We start from the raw sequence: 14405 nt of genomic DNA, 5'->3' as shown, positions 1-14405 counted from the left end.
CGCCGTCCCCGTAATGTTCGGGCAAATCGGCGGCGAGGGCGCGGTCCAGGCCGTGCGGGGTGCATGTACGTCTGTCGTTGTGATGACCACGCTTCAGCAGATTCTGCCCGGCGCCGTCGTCGCCCCGCGGGACACCGGGCTGCGCCGGGCGCGCAGGGTGCTCAGGCCGGCGCGTACCGTCCCTGGAGCCCTGGTCGCGCTCACGCTGGCCGCCGGGCTGGGGGCGACCGCGGCCGAGGTGGTGTCGGCGCTGCTCGGCGCGCCGCTCGGCTGGGTCCCGGTGAACGAGGTGGTCGAGCTCGCGGGCAGGACCACCTGGCCGGACACGGCCACCGCGGCCCTGGTGTCGGCGGGGACCGGCACGCTCATGCTGCTGCTGGCGATCGTGCCGGGCCGTACGAGGCTGGTGCCGGTGGAGACGTCCGACCCGCTGATCGTCATCGGCATCACCCGCTCGGGCCTGCGCCGCACGCTGTGCGCGGCGGCGCAGCAGGTGGCGGGCGTGGACAAGGCCCGCGTACGCCTGCGCCGGCGCACCATCGAGGTCACCGTCACGACCGGCGCGGAGAGCACCGGCCAGATGCTCAGGCAGGTCGGGACGGCCGTGGGCGACCGCCTGGCGGGCGTCGGCACGCTGGGCACGGGCGAGGTCGTGGTACGCCTGCGCAGGAGGGCCGCGTGATGCCCCGCCGCTCGCCTCGCACGCCGAAGCGCCGCACGCCGGCCGGGAGGGGGCTGTGATGCGTCAGTACGCCGGCAACCGCGCCGGCCTGGCGGTCGTCGGGGCGACGCTGCTGGGCGCGGGCGGGTACGCGTGGCTACGCGGCCACGACCGCTTCTTCGACCTCCCGCCCACCGCCAAGGTCCTGCCCGCCCAGGCGCACCGCGCGCTGGCGGAGGACCCGTGGCCGCTGTGGTTCCTCGCGCTTGGCCTGCTGCTGCTGGCCCTGGTCGCGCTGCGCTGGCTGCTGGTCGGCCTGGGCTGGGGCCGCCGCGGCACCCACAACGGCACGGGCACGGCCATGCTGTTCGTCGGGCTCAAGGGCGTGGACGGGCTGAGCAGGACGGGCGTGCGGGTCGCCGAGGACGGCCTGCGCATCGGCCTGACCTGCCCGGCGGCGGCCGACGTGGGCGCGGTGGTGAGCAAGCTGGACCAGGACATCGTGGGCCGCATCCGGCGCGAGGTCCGCGACGACGACACCCCCACGGTGGTGCGGCTCCACGTGCGGCGCTAGCACTCGATCACGTTGACGGCCAGGCCGACTACATGGTCCGCACCGGAAGGGGTTCCTACTCGTAGTGGTAACGGGCCTGCAGGACGACGATCTCGTCGTCCGCGGGAAGGTACACCAGGCGGTGCTCCTCGGTGATGCGCCGGGACCACGCGCCTGCCAGCGCGTACTTCAGCGGCTCGGGCTTGCCGATGCCTTCGAAGGGGTCGCGCAGTGCGTCCTCGATGAGCCGGTTGATCCGCTTGAGGATCTGCCGGTCGGCCGTCTGCCAGTGGACATAGTCTTCCCAGCCCTGACTGGTGAAGGCAACCTTCACCGGGGAGCCTCGTCGTCCAGCAGTTCGTGCCGCTCGTGGCGCCCCTCGACCGCCTCCCGGTACGACTCGATCAGACGGCGGGCATTGGCGGGGGAACGCAGCAGGTAGGCGGTTTCACGGAGGGCTTCGTACTCTTCCGCGGCCACCAGGTAGGCGTTTCCGTTCTTGGAGACGATCTCCACGGCGGTGCGGTCGTTGTTGACCTCTTCGATGAGCGGGAAGAGGCGACGACGCGCCTCGCTGGCAGTGATGGACATGGCCTTCCCTTCGAGTGGTACAACGTTACGGTACCACTCGAAGGTGGCTCAGCACTCGATCACGTTGACGGCCAGGCCGCCGCGCGAGGTCTCCTTGTACTTGTCGAGCATGTCCCTGCCCGTGTCCCTCATGGTCTTGATGGCCTTGTCCAGCGCCACGTAGTGCTTTCCGTCGCCGCGCAGCGCGATGCGTGCGGCCGTGATGGCCTTGTTGGAGGCCACGGCGTTGCGCTCGATGCACGGGATCTGGACGAGGCCGCCGATCGGGTCGCAGGTCAGCCCCAGGTTGTGCTCGATGCCGATCTCGGCGGCGTTCTCCACCTGCTCAGGCGTGCCGCCGAGCACCTCCGTGAGCGCGGCGGAGGCCATCGAGCAGGCCGAGCCCACCTCGCCCTGGCAGCCCACCTCGGCGCCCGAGATCGAGGCGTTCTCCTTGAACAGCACGCCGATCGCGCCGGCCGTCAGGAGGAAGCGGACCACGCCGTCGTCGTCGGCGTGCGGGACGAAGCGGGTGTAGTAGGTCAGGACGGCCGGGATGATGCCGGCGGCGCCGTTGGTGGGGGCGGTGACGATGCGGCCGCCGGCGGCGTTCTCCTCGTTGACCGCCAGGGCGAACAGCGTGACCCAGTCCATGGCCTGCAGCGGGTCCTTCTCCGGCGGCTCGGACTGCAGGCGGCGGTGGAGCTGGTTGGCGCGGCGCTTGACCTTCAGACCGCCCGGCAGCACGCCCTCCTTGGAGATGCCGCGGCGCACGCACTCGGACATGACCTGCCACAGGCGCAGCAGGCCCTGGCGGATCTCCTCCTCGGTGCGGCCGAACGCCTTCTCGTTCTCCAGCATCAGCGCGGAGATCGACAGGCCGGTGTTCGAGCAGTGCTTGAGCAGCTCCTCGCCGGTGGTGAAGGGGTAGGGCAGTACGGTGTCGTCGGGCTTGATGCGGCCGGCGCCGGTGGCCTTCTCGTCCACGACGAAACCGCCGCCGACCGAGAAGTAGACCTTCTCCCTGAGCCGCTCGCCGGAGGCGTCGAAGGCGGTGAAGCGCATGCCGTTCGGGTGCTCGGGCAGGGAGATCTTGCGCTCGAAGACGAGGTGCTCGCCGACGACGAAGGGGATCTCGCGGGTGCCGTACAGCTTCACTGTGCCCGACTCGCGCATCGAGGCGATGCGGGCGTCGACGGTGTCCACGTCCACCAGCTCGGGCTTCTCGCCGGACAGGCCGAGCAGGACCGCCTTGTCGCTGCCGTGGCCCTTGCCGGTCAGGCCGAGCGAGCCGTACAGGATGGTCTCCACGCGCGCCACCCGCTCCAGCAGGCCGTCCTCGTGCAGGCCGCGGACGAACTTGTGCGCCGCCGCCATGGGGCCGCCCGTGTGGGAGCTCGACGGGCCGATGCCGATCTTGAAGAGGTCGAAGACGCTGATCGCCATTGATGTGCGCCCTTCTTGAGAGGCCGGGGCCCGCGCGGGGCCCCGGCGGTTAGGTCAGGACTCGCCCGAGGTGAGAGCGGTGTACTCCTCAGGCGAGAGCAGGTCCTCAGGGTCGCCTTCCACGCGCACCTTGAACATCCAGCCCTCCCCGTACGGGTCGCTGTTGACGAGGCCCGGGTCGTCCACGACGGACTGGTTCACCTCGGTGACCTCGCCGCCGACCGGGGCGTAGATCTCGTTCACGGACTTGGTCGACTCCACCTCGCCGACGGAGTCGCCCTGCTCGACGTTCGCGCCGACCTCGGGAAGCTGCACGTAGACGACGTCACCAAGGGACTCGGCGGCGAAGGCCGTGATGCCGATCGTCACGGTGGCGCTGTCGTCCAGCCCGGCAACCCACTCGTGCTCCTTGGTGTAGCTCAGGTCGTCAGGGATGTTGCTCACTTGTTCCTCCTGTAAAAGGGCAGCTCAACCAGGTCCATAGGTTCATGGCTGCCCCGGATGTCCACGGCCAGGCCTGATTCGGCGCCGGTGTCCACGTAGGCCATCGCGATGGGCTTTCCCAGGCTCTGGGAGGGCGCACCGCTGGTGACCTCGCCGACGACGACGCCGTCCTTGGTGACCGGGTAACCGTGGCGCGGCACCCGGCGGGTCCGTGCGACGAGGCCGACGAGCCTGCGCCGGGGCGTGTCGTCCTTGACCGCCTCGAGCGCCGACCTGCCGACGAAGTCGCCCGGCTTGTCGAATTTCACCACCCTGCCCAGGCCCGCGTCGAACGGAGTGAGCTCCGCGCTCAGCTCGTTGCCGTACAGCGGCATGCCGGCCTCGAGCCGGAGCGTGTCGCGGCTGGACAGCCCCGCGGGCTTGAGCCCGTGCGGCTCGCCGGCCGCCGTGATCGCGTGCCAGAGCGGCACGGCGTCCTGGTTCGCCACGAACAGCTCGAACCCGTCCTCGCCGGTGTACCCGGTACGGGCGATCAGCGCCTGCCGGCCGTCCACCTGGCCGGGCAGGCCCGCGTAGTACTTGAGCCCGTCGAGGTCGGCGTCGGTGAGCGTGGCGAGGATCTCCTGGGCGCGCGGGCCCTGGACGGCGATCAGCGCGTACTGGTCCGAACGGTCCTCCACCACCGCGTCGTACGGCTTCGCGCGCTCCCGCAGCTCGCCGGCGACCTTCTGGTAGTTCGAGGCGTTGGCCACGACCATGAACTCCTCGTCACCGAGCCGGTAGACGATGAGGTCGTCGAGCACGCCGCCGCGCTCGTTCACGATCATGGTGTACCTGGCCCGGCCGGGCGCCAGCGCCGACAGGTGCCCGACCAGCGCGTAGTCCAGCGCCTCGCCGGCCTGCGGCCCGGTCAGGAAGATCTCGCCCATGTGCGAGAGGTCGAACAGCCCGGCCGCCTCGCGGACGGCCCGGTGCTCCGCGGACTCGCTGCCGTACCGGAGCGGCATGAGCCACCCGGCGAAGTCGGTGAGGGTGGCGCCGAGGCTCTCGTGAACGTCGCGTAGCGGTGTCGGTCGGGACATTTGTCGCACCTCAGGACAGGAGTGGATGCCAGCATCCTCCCCCTCTGTCATCGATGCCTGAGAGTTTCACCCGACTTTTGCCGGACTTTCACCTTCGGCGAGGCCCGCAGGCCTGCTTTCCAGAGGACACCTCGTCCGCGCGGTCCTTTGCCTTGAGAGGTTCGCGGGGAGGGCTTGCTCCTTCAGGGACCCTGACCGGCTGTCAGGGTGCTCTCCCGCGCGGTTTCGACGGTGATGTCCGTCAGCCTAGTGCCGTTACGGGGCTGTTGTCGCGTTGCGGGCCGGACGTGAACCACGGGGGCGCGATCACGTCTTGAGGGCATGCGTCGGTTACTGGCGTCAGCAGGCCCGGACGAGCGCCTCGAACAGCGCGTGGTCCTCGGCCGCCTCCGGGTGCCACTGCACGGCCATGGTGAACGTCCCTGAGGACTCCACGGCCTCGATGGTGCCGTCCTCGGTGGTGGCGGTGACCGTCAGGCCGGGGGCGAGCCGGTCCACGGACTGGTGGTGGTAGTGGGGGACCGTCACCGGCTCCTCGCCCAGCGCCTTGGACAGGCCGGTGCCGGGGACCGGGGTGACGGGCAGGTGCCCGAAGACGCCGGGCCCCGGGCAGTGGTCCGTGTGGCCGACCACGTCGGGCAGGTGCTGGTGCAGGCTGCCGCCGAGGGCCACGTTGAGCACCTGGAGGCCGCGGCAGACGCCCAGGAAGGGCAGCCCGGCGTCGAGGGCGGCCGCGAGCAGGGCGAACTCCGCCTCGTCCCGAAATTTCCGGACGTAGCCGCTGCGTTCGTGCGGCTCCGCGCCGTACCTGGCCGGATCGATGTCGCCGCCGCCGGCCAGGATCAGCCCGTCCAGGCGGCGTACCAGCCCGGCCGGCTCCCCGGCGGGCGGCAGCAGGACCGGCTGGCCGCCGGCCCGCACGACCTGCTCCACGTACGTGTACGGCAGCAGCGCGGCGCGGGTGTCCTGCCACACCGTGAACGAGGCGGTCTCGGCGTAACACGTGATGCCGATGACGGGACCCATGACCGCCCCCTACAGCGGCGTGACGTAGGCACCGGAGATGCCGCCGTCCACCAGGAACTCGCTGGCCGTGATGAACGAGGCGTCGTCGCTGGCCAGGAACGCCACCGCGGCCGCGATCTCCGACGCCTCGGCGAAGCGGCCCACGGGCACGTGCACCAGCCGCCGCTGCGCCCGCTCGGGATCCTTGGCGAACAGCTCCCGCAGCAGCGGCGTGTTCACGGGCCCGGGGCACAGCGCGTTGACCCGGATCCCCTCCCTGGCGAACTGCACGCCCAGCTCCCGCGACATCGCCAGCACCCCGCCCTTCGAGGCGGTGTAGGAGATCTGCGAGGTCGCCGACCCCATCACGGCCACGAACGACGCGGTGTTGATGATCGAGCCCTTGCCCTGGCGGCGCATGTACGGGATGACGTGCTTGCAGCACAGGTAGACGCTGGTCAGGTTCACCTCCTGGACGCGGCGCCAGGCGTCGAGGCCGGTCTCCAGGATCGAGTCGTCGTCGGGCGGCGAGATGCCGGCGTTGTTGAAGGCGACGTCCACGCTGCCGTACGTGTCGTGCGCCGTCCTGAACATCCTGACGACGTCGTCCTCGCTGGTCACGTCGGCCTTGACGAACAGGCCGCCCACCTCGGCCGCGGCCTTGACGCCCGCCTCCTCGTCGATGTCCGCGCAGACCACCCTGGCGCCCTCGTCGGCGAAGCGGCGGGCCGTGGCCAGCCCGATGCCGCTGCCCGCGCCGGTGATGACCGCCACTCGATCCTGCAACCGCTGCATGTGTGTCACTCCGTTGAGATGAAGACGTTCTTGGTCTCGGTGAACGCCGCCAGCGCGTCAGGGCCGAGCTCCCTGCCGAGGCCGGACTGCTTGAAGCCGCCGAACGGGGTCCAGTAGCGGACCGAGGAGTGGGAGTTCACCGACAGGGCGCCCGACTCGACGGCCCTGGCCACGCGCAGCGCCCGCCCGACGTCGCGGGTCCAGATGGAGCCGCTCAGGCCGTAGGGGGTGTCGTTGGCGATCCGTACGGCCTGCGCCTCGTCCTCGAACCTGACCACCGACACCACCGGCCCGAAGATCTCCTCGGTGAACGCCGGGTCGGTGAGCTCGGGGGTCAGGACGGTCGGCGGGAACCAGTAGCCCTTGCCCTGGGGACAGGACCCCTGCAGGTAGGGGGTGCCGTCGACGAAGCCCCGGACGCGTTCCAGGTGCTCGGCGCTGATCAGGGGGCCCATCTCGGTGGCCTCGTCGAGGGGGTCGCCGACCACGACGCCGCGCACGGCTTCGGCCAGGCGCTCCATGAACTCGTCGTACACGCCGGCCTGGACCAGGATCCTGGACCGGGCGCAGCAGTCCTGCCCGGCGTTGTCGAACACGGCATAGGGCGCCGTTCGCGCCGCCTTCTCGAGATCGGCGTCGGCGAAGACGATGTTCGCTGACTTGCCGCCCAGCTCCAGCGTGACCCGCTTGACCTGCCGCCCCGCCGTGGCGGCGATCTCCTTGCCCACCTCGGTCGAGCCGGTGAACACGATCTTGGCCACGCCGGGATGCTCCACCAGGCGGGCTCCCGCGACCTCCCCTGCCCCAGGCAGAACCTGGAGCACCCCCTCGGGGAGGCCCGCCGCCAGGGCCAGCTCTGCCAGCCTCAGCGCGGTCAGCGGAGTCCACTCGGCAGGCTTCACGATCACGGTGTTACCCGCCGCGAGAGCCGGGGCCACGCCCCACATCATGATCACCATGGGGAAGTTCCACGGCACGATGATCCCGACGACGCCCAGCGGCTCCTGGAAGGTGAGGTCCACGCCGCCGGGCACCGGGATCTGCTTGCCGTGGTTCCGCTCGGGCGCGCCGGCGTAGAAGTGCAGCACGTCGCGGACGTTGCCGGCCTCCCACCGGGCGTTGCCGATGGTGTGCCCGGCGTTGGCCAGCTCCAGCCGCGCCAGCTCCTCGCCGTGCCCGTCCACCAGGTCGGCGAACCTGCGCAGCAGCCGCGCCCGGTCGCCCGGCGACACCTCGCGCCAGGCCGCCTGCGCCTTCCTGGCACGCTCCACGGCCCAGTCGACCTCGGCCGCGTCGGCGAGCTCGACCTCGGCGACGACTTCCTCCGTCGCCGGATTGACGATCTTCATGTGCTTCTGTCACATCCGTTCGAAACCACGGAACAGCTCCCAGTCCGTCACCGCCGCGTCGAACGCGGCCAGCTCCACCCGCGCGTTGTTCGCGTAGTGCTCCACCACGTCCTCGCCGAACGTCTCGCGCGCCAGCTTCGACCCCTCGAACAGCGCCAGCGCGTCGCGCAGCGTGTGCGGCACGGTCTCGGCGCCGCAGTCGTAGGCGTTGCCGCCGTACGGGTCCTCCAACGGCAGCTCGGCGTCGATGCCGTGCAGCCCGGCCGCGATCAGCGCCGACACCGCCAGGTACGGGTTCACGTCGCCGCCCGGCACCCGGTTCTCCACCCGCAGCGAGCTCCCGTGGCCGACGAGCCGCAGCGAGCAGGTGCGGTTGTCCACGCCCCACTTGACGGCCGTGGGGGCGAAGCTGCCCGGCACGTACCGCTTGTAGGAGTTGATGTTGGGGGCGTACAGGAGGGTCAGCTCCCGCATGCAGGCGAGCTGGCCCGCGATGAAGCGGGCCCCGAGCGGCGAGAGCCCGTACGGCCCCTCGCCCGCCATCACCGGATCCCCGTCCACGCTCCGCAGGGAGATGTGGATGTGGCAGGAGTTGCCCTCGCGCTGGTTCGGCTTGGCCATGAACGTGATCGACCGGCCCTCCTGGGCGGCGATCTCCTTGGCGCCGGTCTTGTAGATCACGTGGTTGTCGCAGGTGCGCAGCGCCTCGTCGTAGCGGAAGGCGATCTCGTGCTGGCCCAGGTTGCACTCGCCCTTGGCCGACTCGACGTAGAGGCCGGCGCCCTCCATCCCGCGCCTGATGCGCCGCAGCAGCGGCTCGACGCGGGCCGTGCCCAGCAGGGAGTAGTCGACGTTGTAGAGGTTCGCGGGGGTCAGGTCGCGGTACGCGCGCCGCCAGGCGTCCTCGTAGCTGTCGTCGTAGATCACGAACTCCAGCTCCGTGCCCACGTACGCGGCCAGCCCCCGGTCGGCGAGCCGGGCGAGCTGCCTGCGCAGCACCTGGCGCGGGGAGGCGGTCACGTCGCCGCCTTCCTCCCAGGCCAGGTCGGCCATCAGCATCGCGGTCCCCTCGTGCCACGGCACCCGGCGCAGCGTGCCGAGGTCCGGCTTCATCACGAAGTCGCCGTACCCGCGATCCCAGGACGACATCGCGTAACCCGGGACGGTGTTCATGTCGACGTCCACCGCCAGCAGGTAGTTGCAGCCCTCGGAGCCGTGGTGCAGCACCTCTTCGAGAAAGTAGCGCGCCGACAGCCTCTTGCCCTGCAACCTGCCCTGCATGTCGGCGATCGCCAGGAGCACGGTGTCGATGCGGCCCGCCGCCACCTCGTCGCGCAGCTCGGCGACGGAAAGGAACCCGGTGCTCGCTCGATCGCTCACGCTGCCCAGCTCCGATCTGGCCTGAAGCGCTTTCCCGTTGATTGGGCTAGTCTCAGACCATTGATCAGCATGGCGGGATCGCTTGTCAAGACCTGAGGACACGTTGGACGAGTCGGCGCGTTTGATGACGGTGTTGCGCCCTGTCAGGGCGGGCAACGCCTTCGAGGAGACCGTGGAACGGCTGCTCCAGGCGATCAAGCTGGGCGTGGTCCCGCCCGGTCACAAGCTGCCCCCCGAGCGCGAGCTGGCCGTCCGGCTCGGCATCAGCCGGGTGACGCTGCGCGAGGCCATCCGCGCGCTGTCCGACGCGGGCTACCTCGACGTACGCCGGGGGCGGTACGGGGGAGCGTTCGTCACCTACGTGCCGCCCAAGCCGGACGCCGGCGACCTGCGCCAGGCCGTCAACGAGATGGGCATGGCCGAGCTGTCGGACGCGCTCACCTTCCGGCTCGCCGTGGAGTGCGGCGCGGCCCAGGTGCTGGCCGCCTCCGAGCTCGCGGAGGACAAGCGCGCCGTGCTCACGCGCCGGCTCGCCGAGCTGAACGGGGCGGGGCTGGAGGACTACCGCCGCCTCGACACGGCCTTCCACCTGTCCATCGCGGAGCTCACCGGCTCCACCCTGCTCGCCACCACCTGCGCCGACGCCCGCTCGCGGGTCAGCGACCTGCTGAACGCCATCCCGATGTTGCAGGTCAACCTCGACCACGCCGCCGTGCAGCACCAGGCCATCGTGGACGCCATCCTCGCCGGGGACCCCGAGGCGGCCCGGCGGGCCGTGGCCGAGCACCTGGAGGGGACGGCCGCGCTGTTAAGGGCGTTCCTGTCCTGAGTCGCCGGGAACATCCGCGGGCCTCGTACCATCTGAACCAGGGTCATATGGGCAACTGGTTTCAGCAAAGCATCGTCGCCACGGGACGGCTCCCGCTGTTCTGCTACTTCGTCATGCTCATCGCCGCCTTCATCGCCACCCGCATCAACGTCCGCCTGATCAGGGCGAAGGTCGGCTGGTTCCGCAACGTCAACGTGGGGGAGATGCACATCCACCACGTGGTGTTCGGCGTCGTGCTGATGTTAGTCGGCGGGGTCACGCTCATCGTCTCGCCCGGCTCCCAGGTCGGCACCGCCGTCGCGGCCTCCGTGTTCGGCGTCGGGTCGGCGCTGGTGCTGGACGAGTTCGCGCTCATCCTGCACCTGCACGACGTGTACTGGGAGGAGGAGGGGCGCACCTCGGTGGACGCGGTCTTCATCGCGGTCGCCGTGACCGGGCTGCTCCTCATCGGGCTGCGCCCGCTCACCTGGGACTACGGCACCCCCGTCAACCCCGCCGCGCTGATCGTGGCCAACCTGGCGCTGGCCGTCGTCACGCTGCTCAAGGGGAAGATCTGGACGGGGATGGCCGGGTTGTTCGTGCCGCCGATGTTGCTGGTGGGGGCGATCCGGCTGGCGCGGCCGGGGTCGCCGTGGGCGCACTGGTTCTTCGCCAGGCGGTCGCCTCGCAAGATGGCTCGGGCGATCCATCGGGAGGAGCGGTGGCGGAGGCCGGTGATCAAGGTGAAGATCGCGTTCCAGGAGTTCCTCTCCGGGCGTCATGACCTGCCTTCCACGCGGCGTGGTCGTCGGCATACTTGAGGCATGGCACTCCTTCCCCTGCGGAAGACCATCGCCTGATGGAGTTCCCGCCCTTCCAGGAGCGACTGCTGCGTGCCGTGTCCCCCGTCTGTGGCCACTACGGCCTGGTGCTCGCCGGCGGCTACGCGCTCAGAGCGCACGGCTTCACCGACCGGCCGGGCAAGGACCTCGACTTCGCCACCGCTGTGGACATGCCGCTGCCCGAGGTCGCGCAGGGCGTGATCGGAGCGTTCCGGGAGGCCGGATTGGACGCGTCCGTCATCGAGGTCACGCCCCGGATGGGCAGGCTGATGGTCCGGGATCCGGTGACCGGGGAGACCTGCGAGTTCGGCCTCCTGCGCGAGGCGCTCCAGCAACGGCCGGTCACGTGCGGCACGCTGAAGGTGCTCGGCCTCGACGACGCCGTCGGGTTGAAGATGCGGGCCGTGCACGAGCGCGGTCTCGCCCGCGACATCATCGACATCGCCGCCGTCTCCCAGCACTACTCCTACCGGGCATTCGAACAGCTCGCCGCCATGCACCATGAGCTCTTCGCCGTGCACGAGTTGCTTTCGCGGCTGGAATTCGTCGGCTTCATGCCGGATGAGGACTTCGAGGTCCACGGCGTGCGCGAGGAGCAGATCAGGGAGATCCGGCGGTTCACGCAGGGCTGGATGGACGACATCAAGCTGCGCCGGGCCGACGACGGTGACGTCGACCACGACTGCGACGACGTTCCGGAGATCGACTAGAGCGACGCCACCGAGCGCAGGGCCAGGCCCGCGCCCAGCAGGACGACCATGGCGGCCGTGCCCAGCGGGGCCAGGCCCGAGAGCCTGGCGGCCAGGCGCCGGCCGGCCGAGGCGCGGGCTTCCAGCCGGTCCACGAGCTTGACCAGCAGCAGGCCCGTGACGGTGAGGGTGGCGGCCATGCCGACGCCGTAGGCGGTCACCAGCGCCACGCCGAACCACGTCCGGCCGAGGGCGATCGCGCCGAGGAGCACGATGAGGGCCGAGGGGCTGGGGACGAGACCGCCCGCCACACCGAGCCCGATGAGGCCCGCCCGCTTGCTCCTGCCGGCGTGAGAGCCCTGCTCGTCATCACCGTGCCCATGCCCGTGGCCATGCCCGTGCCCATGTCCGTGCCCGTGGCCATGTCCGTGCCCATGTTCGTGCCCGTGGCCATGTCCGTGCCCATGTTCGTGGCCGTGACCGTGCAGGGCGGGGCGGCGGGAGTTGAGGAGGAGGCGCAGGCCGATGGCGGCGATCAGCACGCCGCTGGCCACCCCCAGCCACGCCAGCACCGACTCCCCGGCCAGCGCTGTGAACACCGTCAGCAGCAGCCCCACCACCAGCACCCCGGCCGTGTGCGTGGCCGTCACCGTCGCGCCCACCACCAGCGCGTCGCGCGGGCGGCCGCGGCGGCCTGCCAGGTACGCCGCCATGACGGTCTTGCCGTGCCCGGGGATCAGCGCGTGCCCCGCCCCGAGCACCACGGCCAGCCCCACCGCCAGCAGCCCCAGCGGCACCGTCAGCGAGTCCGAGCCGATCAGGTCCGTGAACGTCCGGTCCAGGGCGGACAGCGCCTCGCCGATCGGGCCGCCGATCTCGATGCCGAGCCCGCTCCCGCCGGACGGCGTGCCGCCGGTGGGGACTCCGGAGCCGGCGGGCAGGCCCAGGGCGGGGCCCGAGGCGGTGAACGTGGCCACGCGCTGGTCGAGCGGGGCCGACAGCAGGTCGTCGGGGTAGGCCCGCAGCTCCTGGCTGATGCTCGTCCCGGGCACCGAGGAGCCGGTCAGGCGTACGCCGTCCCCGGTCGCGGTGATCTCGCGCCAGCCGATCCTGTCCTGCTCGAACCCGTCGGTGAACCTCACGGCCCCCGAGGCGCGGACCTCCGCCACGAGCTGACAGGACAGGCGGCTGGTCTCCAGGCCCCCCTCCCCGGGGGCGTAGGCGAAGGCGGAGCTCGCCACGCGCCACGGCACCGCCCGGCCGGCCACCTCCAGCCGCTGGGCGCCCGCCAGCGCGGCGCAGCGGCGGGTGGCGTAGGCGGCGTCGACCTCGGGCCTGGCCTGCAGGGTCGGCAGCTCGGCCAGGTCCACGACGGCGTGGTTGCGCACCTGCGCGGGCGCGACCCGCAGGCCGTTGTAGTGGTTGACGGTGAACCGCCCCAGCGGGTGCGAGGCGGTGATCGCCTGAGGCGTGGTTCCCGCCCGGGCCGGGCCACCGAGCAGGACGGTCGCGCACAGCGTGAGGAGCAGGGCCGTCAGGGCGAGCCGGGCCGATCTCATGAGAACCTCGCCAGTGCGGAGAGCGTCGGGTCGAAGCCGGGGTCCACCCGCGCGGAGCGGCCGAGGGCCTGCTCGATCTTGGCGCGGTGGTAGGTGATCAGCGGGTTCCGCCAGCCGGTGGCGGTGGCCTCCCGGGCGTAGCGGAGCGCCTCGGCCGGCCTGCCCGCCTTGTGCAGCGCCCACGCCAGGGCGTCGGCGGCGACGAGGTTCGGGTTGCGGGCGTACTCGGCCCTGGCGTGCTCGACGGCCCGCGCCGGGTCCCCGTGGTCGGCCAGGAACTCGGCCCACGTCAGGTCGTCGCGCACGCCCGCGGCCTCGAAGAGCTTGCGCTGGGCTTCGAGCAGCGTCCAGTCGGCCTGCCGGCCCGCCTTGATCCGGGTCTCGCCCTGCTCGATGAGGTACTGGGGCAGGGGGAGCCGCTGGACCACGGTCTCGTAGAGGTCGAGCGCCTCGGTGAGGCGGCCGCCGAGGGCCGCGGCCCTGGCCTGGCCGGCGAGGGCGGGCGTGTAGGCGGGGTAGGCCTGCAGCGCCCTGGCGTACCAGCCGGCCGCCGTCTCCAGGTCGCCGGCGTGCAGCGCCAGCTCGCCCAGGTAGTAGCGGCTGTAGGCGAGGTCGGCCGGCGACCAGGCGTCGGCGTGGGCGTACTCGAGGTACTTGCGTGCCCCGTCGCGGTCGCCGCGCAGCTCCGCCGTGTACGAGGCGCGGGCGAAGGCGGCCACCCCCGGGCGCAGGCCCAGCATCCTGTCCACGGCCTGCTGCGCGCCCTTCAGGTCCCCGAGCTGGGTCCTGGCGTCGGCCAGCACGCCGTACGCCGCGGCCCCGTACGGGTTGGCGTCGATGGCGCGCTCGGCCAGCCGTACGGCGTCGCGGAACTCGTGGCGGCCGGCGGCCAGCGCGGCCTGGCCGGTGAGGACCGTGTCGTCGCGGTCGTTCAGCCTGGCGGCCGTGGCGAGCGCGCCTTCCGCCTTGGTGTAGAACGCCGGGTCGCCGGTGACCCTGGCCTGGTCGACGTACTGGAGGCCGAGCTCGGCCCAGCCGCGGTGGTCGCCGGGCAGGCGCTTGAGCCGCTCCTGCAGCGTCTCGCGGCGCGGCTGGCCGGCCGCCGGCGAGGTGGCGGGCGAGGAGGAGAAGGAGACGATCGTGAAGATCATCGCTCCGATGAGGGCGATGCCGGCGAATATCGCGAACGTGCGCATGTGCCAAGGCTCCGAAGCTGGGTGTG

Annotated in this window: 16 protein-coding genes and 1 riboswitch; of the genes, 5 read left to right on the top strand and 11 right to left on the bottom strand. The window is 71.4% G+C overall.

Going from position 1 to position 14405, the window contains the following annotated elements; translation table 11 throughout:
• Positions 1-82: 82 nt before the first annotated feature.
• On the top strand, positions 83-682 hold the full coding sequence (locus AB0I79_RS21835; protein WP_357875619.1) for a DUF6286 domain-containing protein: 600 nt from the start codon (positions 83-85) through the stop codon (positions 680-682).
• 58 nt (positions 683-740) lie between these two features.
• Positions 741-1235, top strand: a complete 495-nt coding sequence (locus AB0I79_RS21830; protein WP_357875617.1) for a hypothetical protein — start codon at positions 741-743, stop codon at positions 1233-1235.
• A gap of 55 nt (positions 1236-1290) precedes the next feature.
• On the opposite strand, the gene AB0I79_RS21825 is transcribed toward AB0I79_RS21830, so the two are convergent.
• The 9 genes from AB0I79_RS21825 to AB0I79_RS21785 form a co-directional block, all read right to left on the bottom strand.
• Complete coding sequence (locus tag AB0I79_RS21825) at positions 1291-1548, bottom strand: Txe/YoeB family addiction module toxin (RefSeq protein WP_350762349.1); 258 nt, start codon at positions 1546-1548, stop codon at positions 1291-1293.
• A complete protein-coding gene (locus AB0I79_RS21820; protein WP_357875614.1) occupies positions 1545-1805 on the bottom strand; it encodes a type II toxin-antitoxin system prevent-host-death family antitoxin in 261 nt (86 codons plus the stop codon). Before AB0I79_RS21820 ends, AB0I79_RS21825 begins: the two co-directional genes overlap by 4 nt.
• Before the next feature lie 48 nt (positions 1806-1853).
• The gene (locus tag AB0I79_RS21815; RefSeq protein ID WP_357875612.1) at positions 1854-3230 is read right to left on the bottom strand and encodes an L-serine ammonia-lyase; all 1377 of its coding nucleotides are present in this window, start codon (positions 3228-3230) and stop codon (positions 1854-1856) included.
• A gap of 54 nt (positions 3231-3284) precedes the next feature.
• Positions 3285-3674, bottom strand: a complete 390-nt coding sequence (gcvH, locus tag AB0I79_RS21810) for a glycine cleavage system protein GcvH (RefSeq protein WP_357875610.1) — start codon at positions 3672-3674, stop codon at positions 3285-3287.
• Positions 3671-4756 (bottom strand): glycine cleavage system aminomethyltransferase GcvT, encoded by a 1086-nt coding sequence (gene gcvT / locus AB0I79_RS21805; RefSeq protein WP_357875608.1) that lies wholly within the window; start codon positions 4754-4756, stop codon positions 3671-3673. The genes gcvH and gcvT overlap by 4 nt, the downstream gene beginning before the upstream one ends.
• Before the next feature lie 130 nt (positions 4757-4886).
• Positions 4887-4984, bottom strand: a riboswitch (glycine riboswitch).
• A gap of 111 nt (positions 4985-5095) precedes the next feature.
• The gene (locus AB0I79_RS21800; protein ID WP_357875606.1) at positions 5096-5782 is read right to left on the bottom strand and encodes a gamma-glutamyl-gamma-aminobutyrate hydrolase family protein; all 687 of its coding nucleotides are present in this window, start codon (positions 5780-5782) and stop codon (positions 5096-5098) included.
• 9 nt (positions 5783-5791) lie between these two features.
• Positions 5792-6556 carry a 3-oxoacyl-ACP reductase gene (locus AB0I79_RS21795; protein ID WP_357875604.1) on the bottom strand — a complete coding sequence of 255 codons (765 nt, stop codon included), beginning with the start codon at positions 6554-6556 and terminating at the stop codon, positions 5792-5794.
• Positions 6557-6561: 5 nt separating this feature from the next.
• Entirely contained in the window at positions 6562-7905 is a 1344-nt protein-coding gene (locus AB0I79_RS21790) for an aldehyde dehydrogenase family protein (protein ID WP_357875602.1), read from the bottom strand.
• A gap of 9 nt (positions 7906-7914) precedes the next feature.
• Positions 7915-9285 (bottom strand): glutamine synthetase family protein, encoded by a 1371-nt coding sequence (locus tag AB0I79_RS21785; protein ID WP_357875600.1) that lies wholly within the window; start codon positions 9283-9285, stop codon positions 7915-7917.
• 124 nt (positions 9286-9409) lie between these two features.
• Between AB0I79_RS21785 and AB0I79_RS21780 the strand changes: the two genes are divergently transcribed.
• Genes AB0I79_RS21780 through AB0I79_RS21770 form a run of 3 tightly spaced genes read left to right on the top strand, consistent with a single transcriptional unit; the run spans position 9410 to position 11645 of the window.
• Positions 9410-10114 carry an FCD domain-containing protein gene (locus tag AB0I79_RS21780; RefSeq protein WP_357875598.1) on the top strand — a complete coding sequence of 235 codons (705 nt, stop codon included), beginning with the start codon at positions 9410-9412 and terminating at the stop codon, positions 10112-10114.
• A 47-nt stretch (positions 10115-10161) separates the two neighbouring features.
• Positions 10162-10914, top strand: coding sequence for a hypothetical protein (locus AB0I79_RS21775; protein WP_357875596.1), 753 nt, complete (start codon positions 10162-10164; stop codon positions 10912-10914).
• A 38-nt stretch (positions 10915-10952) separates the two neighbouring features.
• Positions 10953-11645, top strand: a complete 693-nt coding sequence (locus AB0I79_RS21770; RefSeq protein WP_357875594.1) for a nucleotidyl transferase AbiEii/AbiGii toxin family protein — start codon at positions 10953-10955, stop codon at positions 11643-11645.
• Here AB0I79_RS21770 and AB0I79_RS21765 read toward each other — a convergent pair.
• Together AB0I79_RS21765 and AB0I79_RS21760 are read right to left on the bottom strand one after the other, a co-directional pair.
• Positions 11642-13183, bottom strand: coding sequence for a High-affinity nickel-transporter (locus tag AB0I79_RS21765; RefSeq protein WP_357875592.1), 1542 nt, complete (start codon positions 13181-13183; stop codon positions 11642-11644). The two genes, AB0I79_RS21770 and AB0I79_RS21765, sit on opposite strands and share 4 nt — an antisense overlap.
• Positions 13180-14379, bottom strand: a complete 1200-nt coding sequence (locus AB0I79_RS21760; protein ID WP_357875590.1) for a tetratricopeptide repeat protein — start codon at positions 14377-14379, stop codon at positions 13180-13182. The genes AB0I79_RS21765 and AB0I79_RS21760 overlap by 4 nt, the downstream gene beginning before the upstream one ends.
• Positions 14380-14405: the final 26 nt, after the last annotated feature.

The organism is Nonomuraea sp. NPDC050202 (genome assembly GCF_040656115.1).
Classification (GTDB): domain Bacteria; phylum Actinomycetota; class Actinomycetes; order Streptosporangiales; family Streptosporangiaceae; genus Nonomuraea.
The sequence above is the reverse complement of the archived record's forward strand: the minus strand, read 5'-3'. Positions and strand labels throughout refer to the sequence as shown.